This window comes from Holzapfeliella sp. JNUCC 80, assembly GCF_053667655.1.
In genome coordinates this window covers 331925-354283 of record NZ_CM132205.1, presented here as the reverse complement: position 1 = coordinate 354283, position 22359 = coordinate 331925, and the positions used below count along the sequence as shown (strand labels likewise).

The window sequence follows — 22359 nt, the reverse complement described above, 5'->3', positions numbered from 1 at the left end:
AAAAGCGAAGATACTAATATCTTCGCTTTATTTTGCATAGTCAATAGCTCTTTTTTCTCGAATAACCGTTACTTTAATGTTACCTGGATACTCAAGTTGATCTTCAATTGTTTGACGAATTTCATGTGATAAGATGACAATTTCATCATCTGAAACTTCTTCTGGCGATACCATAACTCGAATTTCTCGCCCAGCTTGAATCGCAAAGGTCTGCTTAACGCCGTCAAAGTTGTTAGCTATAGCTTCTAGTTTTTCAAGCCTTCTAACATAATTTTCAAGTGATTCAGATCTTGCTCCTGGTCGAGCTGAAGAAATAGTATCAGCAGCTTGCACGAGTAATGCAATGAAAGAAGTTGGTTCTACATCACCATGGTGAGAAGCAATGGTGTTAATAACAACTTTAGGTTCATGATACTTAGTTGTCAATTCAACCCCTATCTCAACATGTGACCCCTCCAATTCGTGATCAATAGCTTTACCTATATCGTGTAATAATCCTGCTCTTTTAGCTAGTTGTTCGTCTAGATCGAGTTCAGCGGCAAGGTTACCGGCAAGTTGAGCCACTTCAATAGAGTGATTCAATACGTTTTGTCCATAACTTGTTCGGTAATTTAAACGTCCGACAATTTTGATTAAATCAGGATGCATATTATGAATACCCAATTCAATTAATGCATGTTCACCTGCTTGATAGATATCGTCGTTCACGTCTTTACGTGACTTATCGACAATCTCTTCAATACGTGCAGGATGAATACGACCATCTTCAATTAACTTTTCAAGTGATCGTTTTGCAATTTCGCGTCTAATTGGGTCGAATCCACTTAACACAACCACTTCTGGGGTATCATCAATAATAAGGTCTATCCCTGTTAGTGCTTCAAAACTACGAATGTTACGGCCTTCACGGCCTATTATACGCCCTTTCATTTCATCATTAGGTAAATTAACTACGGAAACAGTCGTTTCAGCAACTGTCTCAGCAGCACCCTTTTGAATGGCTTGAACTAAAAGATTCTTAGCGTGTTTATCAACAGAATTATCGATTTGTTCTTGATTCTGTTGAATTAAGTTCGCACGTTCATGTCTTAGTTCATCAGAAAGTTTAGTCAAAATCAGTTCTTCAGCATCTTCTTTAGACAATTGTGCAATTTGGTGCAACTTGTCTTCTTGCTGAGCCACTAACTCGTCAGCGTTTTGCTTTCGTTGTGTCACTTCAGCTTTCAAAGCATCTACTTGCTGTTCATTTTGACGAATTTGCTTTTCTCTTTGGTCTAAAGAAATATCTTTTCGGTCAATGGTATCTTCACGAGCAGCTAGGCGATTTTCTTGCTTTGAAATAGTGTCACGTCTTTGCTTTAACTCATCTTCAATTTGATTTCTGTAGTTGTATGCTTCTTTTTGAGCTTGCAGAAGTGTTTCTTTTTTTAAAGTTTCTGCATTTCGTTTAGCATCATTCACAATTGAACTTGCTTCATCTCTTGCAGAGTTCACTTTAATAGCATAAGCTCTTTTTTGAAGTCCGTATCCTACTAGTAAACCAATAAACAATGTCGCAATAGCTAGGATTATCGCTATAATAATATCCATTATAAATCCCCTATCACTTTATCTAAATTAATACACTATTTAATAGTAATTGTCATAACAACTAATGTCAATAAATAAAAGCGATGAGCACTTGCGCCCATCGCTTTTTATTTATTTCTTATCTTCTGTTTTTGTAACATTTGTTTCATCTGTTGTTTCTTCTTCAGATTTTTGAGCTTCTTCTAAGCCATAAGCTTGCCTTACTTTGTGCTTAATTTCTTCGTACATTTGTGGATTATCTTCAAGATATTGCTTAGCATTTTCTCTACCTTGACCTATTCGTTCAGTTCCGTATGAATACCAAGCACCTGCTTTTTTGATGATATCTTTTTCAGCAGCCATATCAACCAGTTCCCCGCTTTGAGAAACTCCTTGACCATACATAATATCCACTTCAGCTATTCTGAATGGTGGGGCTACTTTATTTTTTACCACTTTAATTTTAGTACGGTTTCCTCGAACTTCTGTACCGTTTTTGATTTGTTCTGCACGTCTAACTTCTAGTCTAACAGTGGAATAAAATTTCAATGCTCGACCACCAGGTGTTGTTTCAGGATTACCAAACATAACACCAACTTTTTCACGAATTTGGTTAATAAATAAAGCGATTGTTTTAGTTTTGTTGATTTGGCCTGAAAGCTTTCTTAAAGCTTGAGACATCAAACGGGCTTGCAATCCAACGTGAGAGTCACCCATTTCACCATCGATTTCAGCTCTTGGTACTAGCGCTGCAACAGAGTCAACAACGACAATATCAACAGCACCACTTGAAACAAGTGCATCAGCAATTTCAAGTCCTTGTTCTCCTGTATCAGGTTGTGATAACAATAGCTCATCAATATTAACACCTAAGTTAGTCGCGTACGCTGGATCCATCGCATTTTCAGCATCAATATAAGCAGCTGTGCCACCATTGCGTTGAACTTCAGCAACGGCATGTAGCGCTACTGTTGTCTTACCAGAACTTTCTGGTCCATAGATTTCAACAATACGGCCTCTTGGAAAACCACCTACACCTAACGCTGTATCTAAAGCAATAGATCCAGATGACACTGTAGAAATACGCGTATCAGCCTTTTCGCCCATTCGCATAATAGCGCCTTTACCATAGTTTTTTTCAATTTTTTTAAGCGCCATATCCAAAGCGGCTTTTCTTTCGTCTTTTACCAAATTTGTCCCTCCTTCATCTCAATTATCGAGATGACTATCGTAGATATATAGTTTAATTGTTCTCTTCTAAAATTGCAAGCAAAACAGAACAAATGTTCTACTTTGTTAACCTTTTATTTAATTACGTCAACTAATAAAAATAACGCTCTGAAAAGAACGTTATTTTTTGAATGAATCTGCAAAAATTTGTCTATTTTGATAAAAATAATCAATACCTGACCAAACAGTGAAAACTAAACAAATCCATAGTAGTAACTCACCTATTGGTAAATGAATAACTGTAAACGGTACATTATTCAACAATAAGAATATAATTGCTGTCATCTGTGAAAATGTCTTAATTTTACCCAAAATAGCCGCTGACAGAACAGCACCATTTTCCTCAACAATTAATAATCGAAGTCCTGTCACAGCTAATTCACGACAAACAATAATTGCAATCATCCATGCAGGTGCTTTGTCAATCGCAATAAGTAAAACAAACGCGGTAATGACTAGCATTTTATCAGCTAAAGGATCTGCAAATTTACCAAAGTTTGTCACTAAGTTATTTTTTCTAGCAATGTAGCCATCTAAAAAGTCTGTAAATGATGCCACAATAAAAATTATCGCTGCAACCAGTTGGAATATTGGAAGCGATGTTCCCAAGATTGCAATAGTATCAGTCCAAAAGCCGCCTACTAATACTAAAATAAAAACAGGAATCAAAATAATTCTAAAAACAGTTAATTGATTAGGCAAATTCATAATTAGCCCTCAAAGTTAACTGTCAATTGGCGAGTCATGCCCAATTGATCAGCATTTTCTAAAGGTACTTCTTGATTGTTTAGAAGCAGTTGCGTTGTACCAATGTTTCCACTATTAATGGTCATTGTTGTGGCATTTTGTGGTAATGAAACAACTTGTGATTGGTTAGCAGATAATGTTCCTTGCCAAACCATTGATCCGTTAACTGTTACACCCAACCAAACCGCTTGACCTTTACTTTTTAGAACTAAGTTATGTGCAGCTTCAGTTAACTTAGATGCAGTATATTGATTTGTACCTGTCAACTTAATGCTGTAAGCACTTGATGCACTTGAGCTTGAAGCAACAGATGATTCAGAAGAACTTGACTGACTTTCGCTTGAACTACTACTTTGACTTTCACTTGACTCAGATTGTGAACGACTTGTCATAATCACTTGATTGTCGTTGTTATTAGATGAAGCTGGTTTTGCAAAAACACGACTAAAAATGAAAACAATCAATGCTAACACAATAATGATAGCTAGCGTCGTAATAATATGGGGTAAGTAATTTTTCCAAATTCCTTTTTTATTATTAGTTGTGCGCTTTACTTCATCGCTTTTATTATCAATAGAGTTTTCTACATATGTATCTGGATTTGTTTTTGGTAAGTCGTTTTCAACACTTGCAAAAAACTCTTTTGAATCGTATCCCAAAGCTTGAATATATTGCTTAATAAAAGCTCTAACATAAAATTCACCAGGTAATTGGTCGAATTCTCCTTGTTCAATATTAATTAAATAACGTTTTTGTATCTTAGTACGTGCCTGTATATCATCAATAGATAACCCCTTTTCAACACGTAAATCATGCAGTCTTTGACCTATTTCATTCATATCCAACATTCCATCTTTCTAAAACTTTGTAGCTAATTATACCATATATTAAAACTGTGGTTTAGTCTATTTGTCAACATTATTTTGATTAAATAAAATAGCCGTTTGAGAAGTTGATTTATTTTTAATTTCATCAATTAGGTCAATGCAATCTTCAAAGTCGATTTCTTGAATGTCCGTGTAATATTGATAATAGTCTTCTTGATCAAAAATACTTTCAATAAATTCAATCCCATAACTTTCAAAATCATCTAATTGACGGATTTCTTGTCCAAATAATTTACGCTTTTGCTTTTCAAAATCATCTTGATTAATTGTAGCGTGATAAAAAGCCTCTGTAATCGCTTCAACTGCTTCTTCAGGTTTTTCAGATGAGCCACTAATAACAGCAAAATCACCTTGGCGATTGAAATTTATATCAAAGTCGATTTCACCATTAATTAAATCTTGGTTTTGCAACTCTTGATAAAGTTGACCACTTAGCCCAAATAAGTTCTCCATTAAGATTTGCATAACAATATATAATTGCGGTCTTTTTACTGCAAAGTCAGTTTCACTAAACTTAATTCCTATTGAAAACTTGGGAGATTCCACTTTACCCTCGATTTTAATTAACTGAGAATCACTTTGGGCATCTTTATTCTTTACTTCAGATATTACTGTTGGATGGTTATTAATCTCCAATACCTGTGCTTCAATTTCAGTTATTAGCTGTTCAAAGTCCAAATCGCCAACAACAACTAGCTTCATATTCTGAGCAGAATAATAGTTATTGTATGCCGCTGTCAATGTGTCTGAAGTAATGGTTTCAAGGGAATCTTCTGTCCCGACAACTTCTTGACTCAAGGGTTCTTCACCATACATAAGGTGCATGAGTTGATTATTCAATTGCCAATCAGGCATATCTTGATACATTTTTAACTCTTGCATAATAATTTCGCGTTCAGTATCAACATTCTTTTCTGTAAAGTATGGATTAGCAACTAATTCGATTAGTGTTTTGATATTTTCATACGTGTGATGTGTAAAATTCGCAAAGTACATCGTTTCATTATAAGAGGTAAAGGCATTAGAAGATGCTTCATACTGCTCAAATTTATCAGTAATATCACCATATGGTTTTGCAAAAAGTTGGTGTTCTAAAAAATGAGCCGTTCCTGCAGGTAATGTAAAATCATGTGGTTGGTCAGCACCACCATAATTGATCATCACACCTGCAAACTTTTGCATAAAGCCCTTTTTTTCAATATAAAAAAGATCAAATCCATTTGCAAAAGTATGTTGATGTACTTGCTCATGATATTGGTTAGTTTGCATAATAGCTCCTTTCAACTATTTAATTAAAACTTTCATTGGTCTCGTTAACTGTTTGGCAAAATCAACAATTTGTTGTTTAGTAACAGCATTAACTTGCTCAGCAAAATCTGATTTTTCAATTTGTCTTAATTGAGAAATTAATTCTGATTGCACCTTAAACTGGGGCATTTCTTCTAAAATAAGTCGATGACTAATTAGTTGTTGTTTTGCCGTTTGTAATAATTCGCCTTGCCATTGGTTATCGCTTATTTTTTTAACTTGAGCCTCAATTATTTTTGAAGCTTCGCTAACAGAATCAGAAATTAAACTGGTTTGAATCATGACTAAGTTGTTATAGAAGTAGTAATCACTGAAAACCGAGTAAACCAGCCCTGCTTTTTGTCTAACTTCTTGGAATAATAACGAATACTCATCTCCACCCAAAATTTGAGAAAAAACCAGTCCTAGAATTGGCGTTTGATAATCTAATTGGGTTTGATAACCATAGACCAATTGAGCTTGATTGTAGCCGTAATCAAATTCAAGCTCACAATCAACTTGACCTACTTTTGTTTTTAAGTCTTTTTGCCCAAAGTTTTCGCCTTCTAACTGATCAAAAGCTGTACTTTGCAAAATGGTTGTCATTTTTTCAGGATGCTTGGCATATGCAATAACCGTTGCAGGCGCTTTAATTAATTTTTGATAATAATTTTTCAAATCATCAACGGTTAATCGATCAACTAATTCTAAGTCACCAAATATTGGGTTTTGAAAATCTGGATAGGCTTGATAAAATTCTTTAAAAAACAATTGATAGGCTTTATTTGAAGCCACTTCACTGAAAGATTCATAATCGTGTTTAACTTGTTTTTTTGCTAGCTCCAACTGATGCTCAGGTGCATTACTAAAATTAGGTCTGAAAATCATCTCTTCAAAAAATTGTACAATTGTCTCGTAATTATAGTGTTCATCTGCTACCAAATCAGGTTCGATAAAATTGCCCTCTGCTCGCACAACAATGGTATTGCCATAGATTTGAGGTCTAGTCTCAAACTTTGCCGCATATAAATAATCGGCATGTGCTTCTAATTTTTGTTGATTATTATATTTTTGTGTACCTAATTGTTGGTAATTACTTAAAAGTGTTAAGTAAGATAAATTTTTCTTTGTTAGTGGTAACTTAAAAAAACAGCCAATACTGACTGTTTTAAAATTATCATTTTTTAGTATTTTTGCAGTTGTCATATTATACTACTCGCCTTCTGTTTCATTTTGATTCGTTTCTATTTCATAGACTTTTCGAGGTTTACTACCCTCATAAGGGCCAACAACGCCTCTGTCTTCCATCTCGTCAATTAATCTGGCTGCGCGATTGTACCCAATTCTGAATCTTCTTTGTAGCATCGAAACACTTGCTGAACGTTGTTTTTGGACTAAGGCAACTGCTTCATCATAATACTCATCTTCAGGTGGTTCATCACTATCGTGGTCACCATTGCCTGAAGTATTCGGTAGCATTTTTTCGTCATATTCAACTTCTTTTTGTTTCGCCACAAAGTCAACAACGCGTTCAACTTCCTCAACTGAAATGAATGAGGCTTGAATTCGGGTTGGTTTATTCGATCCAATTGGAACAAATAGCATGTCACCATGTCCGAGTAGTTTCTCAGCACCTTGGCTATCCAAAATAGTACGAGAATCAATCCCACTCGATACCGCAAACGCAATCCTTGATGGTACGTTAGCCTTAATTAAACCAGTAATAACATCTACAGATGGACGTTGGGTTGCAATAATCATATGAATACCAGCAGCACGCGCCATCTGTGCTAATCGAACAATTGCAGATTCAACTTCATTGCCGGCTACCATCATCAAGTCAGATAACTCATCAATAATGACAACAATATATGGTAATTTTGTCATAACTGGATTATCAGTATCTTCATTGTTTTGCTCAACTTTGTGATTATATTCCGTCATGTTTCGAACACCTGAAGCAGCAAACAATTCATAACGACGTTCCATTTCTTTTACTGCTTTCTTCAAGGCATTAGCCGCTTTTTTAGCATCAGTCACTACTGGAATCATCAAGTGTGCAATACCATTATAAACGGACAATTCAACCATCTTAGGATCAATCAAAATCAGCTTTAATTCATCCGGTGTTGTTTTCATTAATAGGCTAGTGATAATAGCGTTAATTGAAACTGATTTCCCACTACCAGTTGATCCGGCAATCAATAAGTGAGGCATTTTAGTTAAATCAGCAGAGATAATCTCACCCGTAACATCTTTCCCTAAAGGAACAGATAACGGCTTTTGTCTATCTTCAGCATCTTGTTTTTCAATACTTTCTCTAAAGTAAACTGGCAATGTTTGCTTATTCGGAACCTCAATACCAACATAAGGTTTACCTGGAATCGGTGCTTCAATTCGAATATCTTTAGCAGCTAAGGCCAAAGCCAAGTCATCAGCTAAGTTAACAATTTTGCTAACTTTAACCCCTATATCAGGTTGTACTTCATATTTGGTAACTGAAGGGCCTAAGTCTGCTTTTTTGACTTCAACTTTAACTCCAAAACTCTCAAAAGTCTTTCTCAACTTCTCTTTATTTTCTTCAATAAACTCACGTTCTTCAGATTGATCAACCACAGGTGATGGTGTCAACAAGTCTAAAGGTGGTTTATGATAAATTGTTTGATCAGTTGGCGTTTTTGCTGTGATATCGTCTGATGTATCACTTGACTGTTCAAGACTTTCTTCCATTGTTTGCGTTTTTGGTAATTCAATTTCCGCTAATTGACTAGCTTTGGGTTTTTCATCTTGTGCTAGTACTGGCTTAGAATCTGTTTCTGCTTGAGATTTGAATTTTTCTCTTCGACTAAAATCGGCATATTTATTATCTTCAAGTTCTGTTGAATCAGTTGACTGCTTATTTTCTGGATGAACTTGGGTAACTTGTTTTTCTGGTTGCTTTTTAACTTCATGAAAATCTGGTTTTGATATGCTGTTTTCAGTTGTAGGTGTAGACTTTTTACTATTGTCTGTTTGATTATCAAAATCAGTTGTATTAGGAAAGTCGACATTATGTTCAACTTTTTGCTTTTTCTTCTCTACAAAATCACTATATTTTTGTTTTGAGTTTTCGACAACATCTTGTGTTTGATTAATCACTTTTTTACTATTATCTTGAAAAATATTGATAAAACTAGCAAAAGAAACATCAAAAAACAATAGCAAACCAACCATAATCAAAATAGCCGAAATTAAATAAATCCCAACATTTCCAACTAACGGGTTCAAGACTGTAAATAATCCTACTCCAAGGATTCCACCGCTAAAGTTACTACTTCCGGGACTTTTAAATCCCTCCGTTGCAGAGTGTAAAAACGATCCTAGATAGTCAGCCGCTAACCCAATTTTATTGAAATAAATTGTTGAAATAATACAGAGCACAAATAAATAAGCTAGACCAAATCCAATGTAACGTTTTGCTGAAAGTTTGGGTAGTTTTTCATAGATAATCATTCCAAATCCAATTATGAAGGTCGCAATGGCAGCAAACCACACCGTTTCTCCTACGAAGAATTGATAGCAATTTGCTAACTGACTACCAAGCCAACCAAATTTAAAGAAAGAAAAAATTGAAATAAAGATAATAATGATTCCTGCAATAACAAAATTAAAATCTTTCTTTTTAGGCTTCTTTGTCTGAGGCTTTTTCTTTTTTGTTGCTGGCGCTTTTTTCTTTTTAACCATCTTTATCTCACCATTTAAATCTAATTTCTTATCTGTTAGGTCTAAAAGTCAACTTCACTGGTTCATCTAAAGTTACTTCTGTAATAGCATAAACTAGTTCTTCGATTTTTTCGATTAACGGACGTGTCATCTCTTCAAGTGAACTACCATCTAACTCGTTAGCTTCACCATAATAATCAATGGTTTGAATCAATTGACTAACTTGGCCCGTAACTTTAATTCCACTATCTTGAGGAACAATTTCAAAAGGTACTTTCATTTCAAAGTAGTGGCCTTCTTCACCTTTATCTAGTTCACCATTACTGTGCGTAATATTCATACGGTTCATCGTCACATTTAAATCATTTTTGACTTCTGATTCAGGTTTCACTAAATCATAATGAAAAGAGTTTACAATCACCTGATTTTTTTTCAATTCCATCGTTCATACCTCCAAAATATTAATTAATCTTTTAATTTGTCATGTTCATAATGTAATTCACGTTTTAAATCTAAAAAGTTTTGTTGGCGCAACGCTTCATAAATAATAATTGCCGCCGTGTTAGACAAGTTTAGTGCTCTAATTTTATCTGTCATCGGAATTCTCAAAGCCTTTTCTTCATGTTCCTTCATGAATTCTTCAGGTAATCCTGTTGTTTCTTTTCCAAACATAAAGTAGTAATTTTTATCTGGATCTTGATAAGAAACATCGGCATAAGTTTTTGATGAAAATTTAGTAATCAAAAACAGTTCGTCGTTTTCACCTAAGGTTTCCATAAAAGCTTCTAGGTTTTTGTGGTAATGAATATCAACATCATTCCAGTAATCTAATCCCGCTCTTTTAAGATGCTTATCATCAGTTTTGAATCCTAAAGGTTCAATTAAATGTAAGCTTGTTTTTGTTCCTGCAGCAGTTCTTGCAATATTTCCTGTATTTGCAGGAATTAAAGGTTCGTATAAAACAATATGGTTTTGTGTCATTTTTAATTTCTCCTTGTTTACCAAAAAAAAAACGTACCGCCTCGGTGATTGACACAGCAAGGCGTTACGTTAGTGGGATTTTTTCGCAAGTTTTTATCAAGTTTACCTAATAAAAGCCTACGTCAAAGCCGTATTTCTACTATACTACTTATCGTGTGTTTTCGCAACATCAGTCACGCGTTCTCAGACTCTTTTTCTTGCGTTTTATCAGGCAATTGCTCTTCTTGCTCGTAAAGACCGCTCTTATCACTGTAAATTCTAAATGCGCGTAAAACAATTGTTTTAGCTACTGCATAAACGGGAATTGCAACAATCGCCCCAAGCAAGCCACCAACAGCACTAGCACCAATCAATAATAGAATAGTTGTTGCTGGGTGCATATTCATCTTATTACCCATAACCATTGGACTAATAACACGACTTTCAACAATTTGTTCAATTGCAAATACAATGAGCACCTTGATCAACATATCAGGAAATGGTGGCGTACATACTGCAATAATTAAAGCAGGTATTAACGCAATAAACGTCCCAAAATAAGGAATTAAGTTTAAAACTGCTGCCAATACTCCCAAAATAATCCCGTAGCTTTGTCCAATTGCAACATAACCAATCGAAAACATCACACCTACCCAAAAGGCGACTGTTAATTGACCTCTAACGTAAGCTGCAATTGCTTGATTAATTTCACTTAACAATTCACCAGTTGAACGGCGATATTTCGTTGGTACAACCTTTGAAATATTTTGTTTGATTTTTTCGCCATCTTTTAACATAAAGAATAATACAACCGGCGCTGTTACTAATGTAATAAAGATACTTGAAACAAAGTTCACTGCTGAACCGATTTGGTTAAAGAACCCGTTAACACTTTCATTCAAACTTGAAGAAATACTTTTTTGAATTTGATCAGCATATTGTTCAAATGTTTGTTGGAAAGATGATAATCTAGGATTTTGACTCAAATTGTTCAACGTATCTCTAGACGTTTCCCAAATTTGAGGCCAGTTGCGCAATAATGACTCAATCTGAGACTGCACTATTGGTATCAGCGTAAAGATAATCCAAATCACTATCAATAGCACCAAAATTAATAATGCAATGATTGTAAAAACTCTAGGAACTTTAAACTTTTTCTCCATAAAGTTAACTACAGGATTCATCAAGTAATACTGAACAACCGCAAATAGTACCGGCATCAAAATGGCATTTATAAACGTAAAAATAGGCGCAAAAATATAAGAGACCTGGTTTAAGCCAAAAATGATTAAGAGACAAAGCATAACATTCAATAAGATAACTGTCGCTTTGTTGTTTAGAAACCATTGTTCAAACCAAGTTCTCAAAACCTTTTTAGACTGTTTCTTATCCATAAAGACACGACCTAACTTTATTATTTAATCTTGTAAACAATTGTACTACCAGATTTAAATAAGTGATCTTGGTTTTTGTCACCATCTAAATAAATGGTATTTTCCATTGGTTCACCTTCAACAGGGCCGAACATTAATACAGCATGGGCAATATCTTTCAAATTATCGTTTACTAAACGACCAACTTGGTGAACGTTGAATGCTTGTCCATCAATTTCAATAGCATCCCCTGATTTAATGTTAAATTCATCACTATTTTGATTATTTTCAAATACTTGTTGGATACTAACTTCAGCAATATCTGAACTAATATTTTCCTCAAATAAAATATAAATATGCTTATCGAAAGCTTTTGATCCAATTGCTTTTATAACTGCTTTAAATTCCATCAAACTAACTCCCTTTTTATTTTAATTTTATAATAACATAGTTTAATTTTAGCATATAGTCACAAATAATTTATGCTATACTTCGAAATAGATAAATTAAGGAGGAATTAATTTTGAAGCATCGCGTTTTACTGGGTGGTTACACAAAAAAAACCAGCCAAGGTATTTACCAAGCTAACTTAGTTCATAACCAACTTGAAAATGTTACCCCTTTAGTTAATGTAGAGGGTCCTACATACTTCCAAGTTAGTCATAAAAATAATTTATATACGATTGCTAAAGAAGGTGAATTAGGTGGTATTGCTGTTTATAATTTAAATGACAGCACTCCTCAACTAATTGACTCTCATCTAACGCCAGGTCCTCCACCTGCGTATGTTGGCATTAGTCACGAGTTTAATCTATTATTCACCGCCAATTACCATCGTGGAACTATCGACCTGTACCAAATTAAAGCGGACGGTACTTTATCACTGAAAGATTCTGTTGAACATGAAGGCAGTAGTATTAAACCAGAGCAAACTCAAGCACATCCACATTATGCTGACTTAACACCAGACGGTCGCTTAATTGTAGCGGATTTAGGCTGTGATGGCGTTTTTGTTTATAACATTGACTTTGATAATTATCAATTAACTCAACATAGCCACTATCAAACCGCTGAAGGCTTTGGTCCTCGTCATCTTGTCTTTAACTCTGACTACTCTATTTTGTATGTTTTAGGTGAGCTTTCTAGCCAGGTTGATATTTTAACTTATATAGATGGTCAGCTTAACCACCTTGAAACGGTTGAAACAATACCGAATGATCATACTGATCACAACGGTGCTGCTGCAATTTTGATTTCAAAAGATAACCGTTTCTTGTATACCTCTAATCGTGGGCATGATTCTATTTGTGTCTTTGAAATTTCTAACGAAGGTCAGCATTTGACTGAAATACAAACCGTTAGTACAGAAGGTGAATTCCCTCGTGACTTTAACTGGGACGATTCCCAAAGCTACCTAATTGTTGCCAATCAAAATACAGATAATGCCACATTATTTAGCAGGGATGCACAATCAGGACGACTAACACTACTTGAAAAAGATGTTGCCGTTCCTGAAGCCACACGTGTTTTATTCATCTCTTAATTAACTCAACTAAACTCTAGATAACCGAAAGGAATTTTTTCCGTGTTTGATATTATTAAATCCATTATTTTAGGTATTATAGAAGGAATCACTGAGTTCTTACCCATCAGTTCAACTGGGCATTTGTACTTAGCTAATGATATCCTTCATCTTGACCAGTCCCCTGACTTCATCAGTATGTTTATGGTAGTTATCCAATTAGGGGCAATTTTGTCTGTAATTGTACTATATTTCCACAAATTAAACCCCTTCTCTACCAAAAAATCACAACTTGAAGTTAAACAAACTTGGTCACTTTGGTCAAAAGTTATCGTTGCCACCATTCCTTCCATCATTATTGGATTACCTTTAAATGACTGGATGGATGAACACCTAACTTCATGGCCTGTTATTGCTTCCACATTGTTTATCTATGGTGTTCTCTACATTGTACTAGAACGCTTCAACAAAACTCGTCGTCCTGCTTTAAATGACTTAAACAAAATTACTTATCGTTTTGCGTTAGCCATTGGATTTTGTCAGGTACTCAGTTTAATCCCAGGGACTTCTCGTTCTGGATCAACTATTTTAGGTGCTATGTTCTTTGGTGCTTCTCGTTTTGTTTCTGCTGAATTCTCATTCTTCTTAGGAATTCCTACTATGTTTGGAGCATCTTTACTTAAACTGTACAAATTCTTTAGTCACGGCGGACAATTCATTGGTTTACAACTACCAATCTTACTAGTTGGTCTGATTGTTTCATTTGTTGTTGCTTACTTATCAATCAAATTCTTATTGAACTACGTCAAATCACACGACTTCACTGCATTTGGTTGGTATAGAATTATTTTAGCGATTGTTGTTGTTTTATTCTTCGGTCTGTTAAAATAATAAGATAATTTAAAAAGGAGCCTTTCATTTGATAATCAAAGAAGTACTTGTCGAAAACTTTACAAATATTCCCGCAGCTGTTGCCAACGGTGCAACACGTATTCTACTAGCTGATAACTTAGCGGGTGGAACAACAACAGCAAGTCATGGTGTTCTAACTGAAGGTGCCAAATACTTGCAAGATCAAGGGCTATCACTTACTGCCATGATTAAACCACGTTCTGGCAATTTTAACTATAATGACCTTGAACTCAAAATCATGGAACGTGATTTATTTACAGCACAGGAGTTAGGGATTGATGCCGTTAGTTTTGGTGCTTTAACTTCTGCTAAAAGACTTGATATCGAAGCAATGGAAATGCTTATCGGTACTGCTCAAGGAATGGAAATCGTCTTTAATCATGCTTTTGATGAAATTAAACCTGAGTACAAGCAAGAGGCATTAGATTGGTTAGTAGAAAATGATATTACTCGCGTCTTAAGCCATGGTGGTCCGCTAGATTCTAATATCAAAAAGAATCTCGACCAACTTAACCAAGACAAATCACTAACTCAAAACATTGTTATTACACCTTTTGAAGGAATTGACGCCAGTGATGCAAAAGCAATTGCAGAACAAACAAATAGCTCAATTTTAACAAGTTCAACACTTGTGCCATTACCCAAAAATTAATTTAACTTACAAAAAAAGCTAGCTAAGATAAACTTAGCTAGCTTTTTTAATTTGTAATTTTATTCACCACTTAAACGGTCATCGTCTAAGAATGTATTCAATACACCTTCAACCATGTCCCATTCTTCATCGCTTTCGATTGGGAATAAGTCACCTTTTGTTGCATCCCCATTTTCATCAGCGTTAAAGCCAAATGCTTGGATTTCAACATCTTCGTTTGTTCCAACACCTGCTGGGTATAACAAAACATATGAATTATCGTAGTCGTCTGAATAAAATGTAAATAAGACTTCAAACAGTTCTTCTTTACCTTTGTCATCCACTAGAGTGATTTGACGGTCTTCTGCTGGTAATTGACTTTGATCATTAATTTTAAATGCCATTAATTGTTCCTCTTTTCTGTATTATTGCATGTCTAAATAGTTTTGCAAAATTAAACTAGCTGCTAATTTATCAATAACTTGCTTACGTTTTTGACGAGAAGTATCAGCTTGTTCAATTAGCATTCTTTCAGCTTGCACTGTTGTTAAACGTTCATCAACATAAACAACAGGTTTGTTAAATAGTTCTTCTAATTTTTTGCCGTACTCTTGTGATTTTTCTGCACGCTCACCAATTGAGTTATTCATATTTTTGGGTAGACCCACGACGAACTTTTCAACTTCATAGTCTTTCATCAGTTCTTCTACGCGATTAAAGCCAAAAACACCTTCGTTTTCATTGATGGGAATAATTTCAATTCCTTGTGCAGTCCATCCAAAGGGATCACTAATTGCAATCCCAACTGTTTTGGAGCCGACATCTAGTCCCATTATTCTCATTACTTCTCTTTACCTAAATAAGTTTTGAGTAATTCCTCAATTAATTCATCACGTTCATGTTTCAAAATTAGGTTTCTAGCATCATTGTGACGGGGAATATATGCAGGATCACCAGACATTAGATAGCCTACAATTTGATTAATAGGATTGTATCCTTTTTCCTCAAGTGACTGGTAGACACTTTCTAGTGTTTGACTCACATTTTTATTTTGGTAACGACTGAAATCAAAATGCATGGTTTTATCAAGTGAACTCATAATAATCCTCCTTTACTCTCTAACCTTATTTTACTTGATTTTTATAAGTATTACAATTAGCGAAAGCTTAATCTGCTAGCAGTGATTTGATTTTATCAATAGCTGCTGGAATACCGTCTGGATTTTTACCACCAGCTTGTGCCATATTAGGACGACCACCACCGCCACCAGCAAATAGTGAAGCAGATTCTTTGATTAAGTCGCCTGCTTTAAAGCCTTTATCTAATGCTTTATCACCCAAGGCAACAATCAAGCTTGCTTTATCTTGACCTTGTGCACCAATAACTAAAACATCTGAAACAGATTGACCTTTCCAGTCATCTGCCAGTTGGCGTAGGTCTTTCATGTCATCGACTGGTGCCACTGCTGCAACCACGCTTAAGCCATTAATTTCTTCAGTTTGGTTGAATAAATCACCTGAAGCTTGACGGTTAATTTCTGCTTTTGCTTGTTCTAATTCTTTTTGAAGTTGCTTGTTGTCATTTTGTAGTTGTTGTACACGTTTTTCAACATCAGCATCTTTAGTTGCTTTAACGTCTGATTTAACTGCTTTTAAAATTGCAGAGTGGTTGTTTAAGTATTCAAACGCTTCTTGTGAAGTTACTGCTTCAATACGACGCACACCAGCACCAACAGCAGATTCAGAGATAATCTTGAATAATCCTAGCTCACTTGTGTTGTTAACGTGTGTTCCCCCACAAAATTCAATTGACCAATCGCCAATATTAACAACACGAACTTGATCACCATATTTTTCACCAAATAAAGCAATCGCACCCATCTTCTTACCTGATTCAATATCAGTTTCAACAGTTGTTACGTCAATTTGTTGCCAAATTTTTTCGTTAATCAATTGTTCAATTTGCTTAATATCGTCAGTTGAAACAGCATCAAAACTTGTAAAGTCAAATCTTAGGTAAGTTGGTTCAACTAAAGAACCAGCTTGTTTAGTATGTTCACCTAATACTTCTCTTAGTGTTTGGTCTAGCATATGAGTTGCAGTATGGTTACGTTTAACTTTACGACGGAATTCATGATCAATCTCAAGTTCATAACGTGCCCCTTTTTCAAGTGGTTTTAAAACTTCAACATAGTGTAAGTTTTGCCCATTTGGTGCATGTTGAACATCTGTCACTTTAGCAACAGCTTCATTTTTATCGTTGTAGATGAACCCAATATCAGCAACTTGGCCACCCATTTCTGCATAGAAAGGTGTTTCATCAAAGATTAATTGTGCTTGACCTGCAGAAGCTTTGTCAGCTAATTCACCGTCTACCAATAGTTCTACTAGAGTTGATTCTTGTTTTTCAGTTGTATAACCTGTGAATTCACTAGGTGTTGTTAAGTCAAGCAACACTTCGTTTTGTGAGCCCATTGATTGTACTTTTGAACGTGCATTTCTAGCACGGTCTTTTTGTTGTTGCATTTGTTCATCAAAACCTGCTTTATCAACACCAAGACCTGCATCTTCTGCATATTCAAATGTTAATTCATAAGGGAAGCCATAAGTATCAAATAATTTGAAAGTATCTTCGCCAGATAGTTCTTTTTGATTATTAGCTTTAGCTTCATCAATCACTTGATTTAATAAGTTCAATCCATCAGATAAAGTTTCTTGGAAGCGTTCTTCTTCTGATTTGATTACTTTTTCAATGAAATCTTTTTGTTTCAATACTTCTGGGTAGTATGACTTCATAATATCGCCAACAACTTCAACTAGTTTGTATAAGAAAGCACCTTTAATACCTAGTTTTTGACCATTTAAAGCTGCACGACGAATTAAACGACGTAAAACATAACCACGACCTTCGTTTGAAGGTAATGCCCCATCTCCAATTGCAAAACTAACTGTTCTTGCGTGATCAGCAATAATCTTGAATGAAACGTCGTGTTGTTTGTCAGTTGCATATTTAATACCGTCAGTAAATGATTCTACTGTGTGGATAATTGGCATGAATAAGTCTGTTTCAAAGTTTGTTGGGGCATCTTGTAAAACAGAAACCACACGTTCAAGTCCCATCCCCGTATCAATGTTTTTATGAGGTTGTTCAACATATTGACCATCTGGCAAGTGGTTGAATTCTGAGAATACAATATTCCAAATTTCAAGATAACGTTCATTTTCCCCACCAGGATAGTTTTCTGGATCATCTTCTGCTACATCATTGAAAGATTGTCCACGGTCGTAGAAAATTTCAGAATCAGGACCACAAGGACCCCCACCAATATCCCAGAAGTTATCATCAACATCGATAATATGATCTTCAGGTAATCCAACAACTTCGTGCCAGATACGTTTAGCTTCGGTATCTTTTGGATAAACAGTTGCATATAGTTTATCTTCATCCATGTCTAACCATTTTGGACTAGTTAAGAATTCCCATGCCCATTTCAACGCATCTTCTTTGAAGTAATCACCAACAGAAAAGTTTCCTAACATTTCAAAGAATGTATGGTGACGCGCTGTTTTACCTACGTTTTCGATATCATTTGTTCGAATACTTTTTTGAGCGTTGGTAATTCTTGGCTTATCAGGAACAACACTTCCATCAAAGTATTTTTTCAAAGTAGCAACCCCTGAGTTAATCCAAAGTAATGTTGGATCATCAACAGGAACTAGGGATGCAGATGGTTCAACCATGTGATCTTTACTTTTGAAAAAGTCTAAAAATAATTGTCTAAACTCAGCACTAGATAATTTTTTCATGCTTGTATCTCCTTAAATTTAATATAAAAAAACACTCTTACAAATTCAAGGACGCTAAAAAGCGCGGTACCACCTTGATTGCAACAGTGTTTGTTAACCTCTTTGTTATTGCTATTAAAAAAATGAGTTCATCGGTAGCACATTGCGATGTGACTTGAGCATTTCCACCAGTTAGCTCTCTCTATTAAGCCTTCATTCACAATGCATGTCCTTTGACTCCTTAATTATAGTGTGAAGTCATTTTGATGTCAATTTTGATTTTTGCGGTCACGACGAGTTTGACGCTTTTTACGACGAACTTCTAGTTTTCTCTTTTGACGTGCATCATTTTCAATTTCAGCTCTAATTTTCTTCTTGTAACCTGGCTTTTTCTTAACTTTTGCTTTTTTAACAAAACCACGAATTTTTGGATCTAATTTTTCTTGCTTAGATTGACGATCAGTACGACGGTGACGGCTAGTTGCATCAACTAATTGTCCTTTTTCAATCTTTTTAGGCGCAAATTTAATCCCCATTTTTTCAAGTTCAGCGACTAAGTTTAACTGGCGATGTTCAATCAATGTAATCGCTGTTCCTGACATTTGGTTACGACCTGTACGACCAACACGGTGAATAAAGAATTCTAAATCTTTAGGCAGTTCTGCATTAATAACGTGACTAACCCCTTCGATGTCGATTCCACGAGCCGCTAAGTCAGTTGCCACAACGTATTGATATTCAAGGTTTTGAACTTGTCGCATCACACGTTTTCTTTCACGGGTTGTAATGCCACCATGAATTTTAGCAACTTGAAGTCCTTGAGAACTCAAGTAGTGATGAATTTCATCAACACGTGTCTTGGTATTAGCAAAAATCAACGCTAAGTAAGGCTGTCCCATTGTTAGCAACTGATAAATTGTCGCATTTGGATTTTTACCGTCAACTTCAATTAAATCATTTTGAATTGTTGGGGAAATAATCTCTGGATTATCAATTGTAATGTAGTCAGGGTGTCCCATATATTTTGTTAAAAATGGTTTTAACTTAGCTGGGATTGTTGCTGAAAAAACGCTCATTGAGAGTTTAAGTGGTAATCTTGATGCGATTTTATCAACATCATCTAAGAAACCTAAATCAAGTGTCATATCTGCTTCATCAATAACAAATGCTTGAACGTTATCTAAGTTTAGAATTTTCTTTTCAGCAAAATCTAAAATACGACCTGGTGTCCCCACAACCACTTGAGGTTGGCTTTCAACTTTTTTGATTTGTTTTTGGCGATCTGAACCACCAACTAGAAGTTGCGCTTTAGCATCTAAACCTGATGCTTGTAATAATTGCTCTAAATTTTTGTGAATTTGTTGAGCAAGTTCACGACTTGGTGCAGTTACAATTGCTTGTAATTGCTTCATGTCTGCGTCTAGATTATTAACTAGCGGTACCAAGAAAGCGTGAGTTTTACCTGAACCAGTTTGTGCTTGAACCACAGCACTTTGGCGTTTTAAGAGTTTTGGAATAACGCGAGTCTGAACTGGCGTTGGTTTTTTAAATCCGATTTCAACTAACCCATTTTTAACTGCATCAGTTAAATAGTCATTTTCAAAAATACTTATCATTTTTAGTCCTCGTTACTATAGTTTTCAATTGCATGATGCAATTCAGTTTCAATTTGTTTCATTTCAGCTTCATCTTTAGCGATGGCTCCAGAAGCTAGTGGATGTCCGCCACCTTCATGTTTTTTAGCAATTTCATTAATAATCGTTCCCTTTGAACGCAAGTGAACACGGAATTCACTATCTTCTTGTTCAACGAAAGTTACCCAAGCTTTAATTTCTTTTAAGCGACCTGGTGTTGAAACAGCAGCCTTTGCCTGTTGGAAAGTAATATCTAACTTAGCCATCAGCTCTTTTGTAATGGTGATAGAACCCATCCCCACTTCATCAATCGTCAATAACTCTAATGCAAAGTTCTGTAATTTTGCTTGTTTAAAAGTAACTTCAGAAAGCGTACGTGATATTTTACTGTGATCAATACCTGTTTCAAGTAAAGCTTGTGCCATTTTTAAGGTATGAGGAGTGGTGTTGTTAAACAAAAAGCGTCCTGTGTCGCCTACAATACCACCATACAATAATTTAGCAACTTCTTGATTTAATACTAATTTACCATTAGATGCAAGAATAAATTCAGTAATCATTTCAGAACAGCTAGAGGCAGTGGTATCAACATCATCAATATCGCCATAAACATCGTCATTAGGATGGTGATCGATTTTGACTAGTGCTTTTCCTAAATCATAGTATTCACCGCTAATTCTTGGACGATTAGCTGTATCAACAATGATAACTAATGCACCTTCATAATCAGCCTTGGTCACGTCATCCATTGTTGAAAACCAGGCCAAGTCTCCTACTTCTCCACCCGCTTTTAAAACTTTTTTGTCTGGGAATCCAGCTTTAATTGCACCCACTAGGCCACCTTGGGATCCTAGTGCATCTGGATCTGGATTTTCATGACGGTGCACAATGATTGTTTGATACTGTTCAATTAAGTTTAATATTTCAGTTACTTTTTGCATACAATTCTCCTCAGCTATTCATTTGTGATTATTTTATCGCGTTTGAAATAACGGCAATGACATCGATTCAATTTCAAAATCTAAGATATTTGTAACAGAAACGCCTAACAACCTGACACCTACAGACAATTCCGACTCAAATTCATCGAGTAGCTGACAAGCCACTTGATAGAACTGAGCACTTTGATCTTCTGCTTGTGTTAAAGTTTGTCGTCTAGTTGATGTATTAAAATCAACATCTCTAATTTTAAAAACAACCGTATGGGCCTTTAGACGTTCTGAAGTTAGTTGATTTTGAATTTCATCACAATATGATTTTAACATTCTTTTAGCTTTGATTTTAGTATGAATCGGTTCCAAAAAAGTAGATTCTTTTCCGTAAGACTTACGCAAACGATTTGCTTTAACAGGTCTTAAATCAATTCCAAAAGCACGTTGCAATAAGTCATACCCTGCACGCTTGAATTCCCGTAAGAAGTCATGAATGTTTACATTGATTAAGTCCTCGTGTGTATAGATATCATAGTCGTGCAAGCGGGTTAATGTTTTTTTGCCAACACCTGGAAATTTCTCAATCGGATAATCTTTCAAAAATTGCTGAGCCACTTCTGGCAAAATAATCGTCCGGCCAAATGGCTTAGCATATTCTGACCCTAGTTTAGCTAAAAATTTATTATAAGAAATGCCCACAGAACAAGTTAATCCTGTCGCCTTTAGAATTCTTTTTTGTAAATAACTGGCAAGATCAATGGTCGTTTTGTCACTGCCCAGTTTATTTTGAGTCACATCTAAGTAAGCTTCGTCAAAAGCAACGGTTTCAACCAAGTCAGTGACTTCTTGAAATATTTGATGAATTTGGTTTGACACCTTGCGGTACTTTTTAAAGTATGGGGTTACAAAAACCAATTCATTTTTGGGTATTTTTTCAATTGCTTTCGTTGCTGGCATTGCTGAGAAAACACCATATTTTCTAGCATGGTAATTACTAGTTGTGATGACACCATGTCCATTATTTTTTCGTGGATCATGTGCTACAACTAACGCTTTTTGCTTTAAAGCTGGATTTGATAACTCTTCAACAGATGCGTAGAATGCATCCATATCTAAATGAATGATTTTTCGATTTGTTTTATTTTTAGGTAACCAATCTTGTATTGCCACAATTTTAATTCCTCATAT

The 22359-nt window shown here is 35.2% G+C and carries 21 protein-coding genes; 3 read left to right on the top strand and 18 right to left on the bottom strand.

The genetic code is table 11. The features are described from left to right. Window positions 1-27 precede the first annotated feature (27 nt). The 11 genes from rny to JNUCC80_RS01740 form a co-directional block, all read right to left on the bottom strand. A complete protein-coding gene (gene rny / locus JNUCC80_RS01790; protein ID WP_454143155.1) occupies window positions 28-1590 on the bottom strand; it encodes a ribonuclease Y in 1563 nt (520 codons plus the stop codon). A 111-nt stretch (window positions 1591-1701) separates the two neighbouring features. Next, window positions 1702-2760, bottom strand: coding sequence for a recombinase RecA (recA, locus tag JNUCC80_RS01785; protein ID WP_454153133.1), 1059 nt, complete (start codon window positions 2758-2760; stop codon window positions 1702-1704). Window positions 2761-2919: 159 nt separating this feature from the next. Next, the gene (gene pgsA, locus JNUCC80_RS01780; RefSeq protein WP_454143159.1) at window positions 2920-3507 is read right to left on the bottom strand and encodes a CDP-diacylglycerol--glycerol-3-phosphate 3-phosphatidyltransferase; all 588 of its coding nucleotides are present in this window, start codon (window positions 3505-3507) and stop codon (window positions 2920-2922) included. Between the two features lie 2 nt (window positions 3508-3509). Further along, a complete protein-coding gene (locus tag JNUCC80_RS01775; RefSeq protein WP_454143161.1) occupies window positions 3510-4385 on the bottom strand; it encodes a RodZ domain-containing protein in 876 nt (291 codons plus the stop codon). Between the two features lie 66 nt (window positions 4386-4451). After that, window positions 4452-5702, bottom strand: a complete 1251-nt coding sequence (gene yfmH / locus JNUCC80_RS01770; RefSeq protein ID WP_454153132.1) for an EF-P 5-aminopentanol modification-associated protein YfmH — start codon at window positions 5700-5702, stop codon at window positions 4452-4454. Window positions 5703-5717: 15 nt separating this feature from the next. Further along, on the bottom strand, window positions 5718-6926 hold the full coding sequence (locus JNUCC80_RS01765) for a M16 family metallopeptidase (protein WP_454153131.1): 1209 nt from the start codon (window positions 6924-6926) through the stop codon (window positions 5718-5720). 6 nt (window positions 6927-6932) lie between these two features. After that, on the bottom strand, window positions 6933-9443 hold the full coding sequence (locus tag JNUCC80_RS01760) for a DNA translocase FtsK 4TM domain-containing protein (RefSeq protein ID WP_454153130.1): 2511 nt from the start codon (window positions 9441-9443) through the stop codon (window positions 6933-6935). A 28-nt stretch (window positions 9444-9471) separates the two neighbouring features. After that, a complete protein-coding gene (locus tag JNUCC80_RS01755; RefSeq protein ID WP_454153129.1) occupies window positions 9472-9864 on the bottom strand; it encodes a DUF1149 family protein in 393 nt (130 codons plus the stop codon). Between the two features lie 23 nt (window positions 9865-9887). Further along, window positions 9888-10403: a tRNA (uridine(34)/cytosine(34)/5-carboxymethylaminomethyluridine(34)-2'-O)-methyltransferase TrmL gene (trmL, locus tag JNUCC80_RS01750; RefSeq protein WP_454143171.1), complete on the bottom strand. Its 516-nt coding sequence runs from the start codon at window positions 10401-10403 to the stop codon at window positions 9888-9890. 173 nt (window positions 10404-10576) lie between these two features. After that, window positions 10577-11776: an AI-2E family transporter gene (locus JNUCC80_RS01745; protein ID WP_454143173.1), complete on the bottom strand. Its 1200-nt coding sequence runs from the start codon at window positions 11774-11776 to the stop codon at window positions 10577-10579. Between the two features lie 20 nt (window positions 11777-11796). After that, window positions 11797-12165: a PTS glucitol/sorbitol transporter subunit IIA gene (locus JNUCC80_RS01740; RefSeq protein ID WP_454143175.1), complete on the bottom strand. Its 369-nt coding sequence runs from the start codon at window positions 12163-12165 to the stop codon at window positions 11797-11799. A 113-nt stretch (window positions 12166-12278) separates the two neighbouring features. Here JNUCC80_RS01740 and JNUCC80_RS01735 point away from each other — a divergent pair, with 113 nt between their 5' ends. The 3 genes from JNUCC80_RS01735 to JNUCC80_RS01725 are packed head-to-tail and all read left to right on the top strand — an operon-like array spanning window position 12279 to window position 14841. Continuing rightward, entirely contained in the window at window positions 12279-13298 is a 1020-nt protein-coding gene (locus JNUCC80_RS01735) for a lactonase family protein (protein WP_454153128.1), read from the top strand. Between the two features lie 42 nt (window positions 13299-13340). Then, entirely contained in the window at window positions 13341-14168 is an 828-nt protein-coding gene (locus JNUCC80_RS01730; protein WP_454153127.1) for an undecaprenyl-diphosphate phosphatase, read from the top strand. A gap of 28 nt (window positions 14169-14196) precedes the next feature. Then, a complete protein-coding gene (locus JNUCC80_RS01725) occupies window positions 14197-14841 on the top strand; it encodes a copper homeostasis protein CutC (RefSeq protein ID WP_454153126.1) in 645 nt (214 codons plus the stop codon). 59 nt (window positions 14842-14900) lie between these two features. Here the strand turns inward: JNUCC80_RS01725 and JNUCC80_RS01720 are convergent, their stop codons facing one another. The 7 genes from JNUCC80_RS01720 to dinB form a co-directional block, all read right to left on the bottom strand. Next, on the bottom strand, window positions 14901-15224 hold the full coding sequence (locus JNUCC80_RS01720) for a DUF1292 domain-containing protein (protein ID WP_454153125.1): 324 nt from the start codon (window positions 15222-15224) through the stop codon (window positions 14901-14903). Window positions 15225-15245: 21 nt separating this feature from the next. Continuing rightward, window positions 15246-15662, bottom strand: a complete 417-nt coding sequence (gene ruvX, locus JNUCC80_RS01715; protein ID WP_454153124.1) for a Holliday junction resolvase RuvX — start codon at window positions 15660-15662, stop codon at window positions 15246-15248. Next, the gene (locus JNUCC80_RS01710; RefSeq protein ID WP_339969112.1) at window positions 15662-15919 is read right to left on the bottom strand and encodes an IreB family regulatory phosphoprotein; all 258 of its coding nucleotides are present in this window, start codon (window positions 15917-15919) and stop codon (window positions 15662-15664) included. The genes ruvX and JNUCC80_RS01710 overlap by 1 nt, the downstream gene beginning before the upstream one ends. Window positions 15920-15986: 67 nt before the next feature. Further along, on the bottom strand, window positions 15987-18626 hold the full coding sequence (gene alaS / locus JNUCC80_RS01705) for an alanine--tRNA ligase (RefSeq protein WP_454153123.1): 2640 nt from the start codon (window positions 18624-18626) through the stop codon (window positions 15987-15989). 248 nt (window positions 18627-18874) lie between these two features. Then, window positions 18875-20221 carry a DEAD/DEAH box helicase gene (locus JNUCC80_RS01700; protein WP_454153122.1) on the bottom strand — a complete coding sequence of 449 codons (1347 nt, stop codon included), beginning with the start codon at window positions 20219-20221 and terminating at the stop codon, window positions 18875-18877. Between the two features lie 2 nt (window positions 20222-20223). Next, window positions 20224-21180 (bottom strand): DHH family phosphoesterase, encoded by a 957-nt coding sequence (locus JNUCC80_RS01695; protein WP_454153121.1) that lies wholly within the window; start codon window positions 21178-21180, stop codon window positions 20224-20226. Between the two features lie 33 nt (window positions 21181-21213). After that, window positions 21214-22341 (bottom strand): DNA polymerase IV, encoded by a 1128-nt coding sequence (gene dinB / locus JNUCC80_RS01690; RefSeq protein ID WP_454153120.1) that lies wholly within the window; start codon window positions 22339-22341, stop codon window positions 21214-21216. Window positions 22342-22359 lie beyond the last annotated feature (18 nt).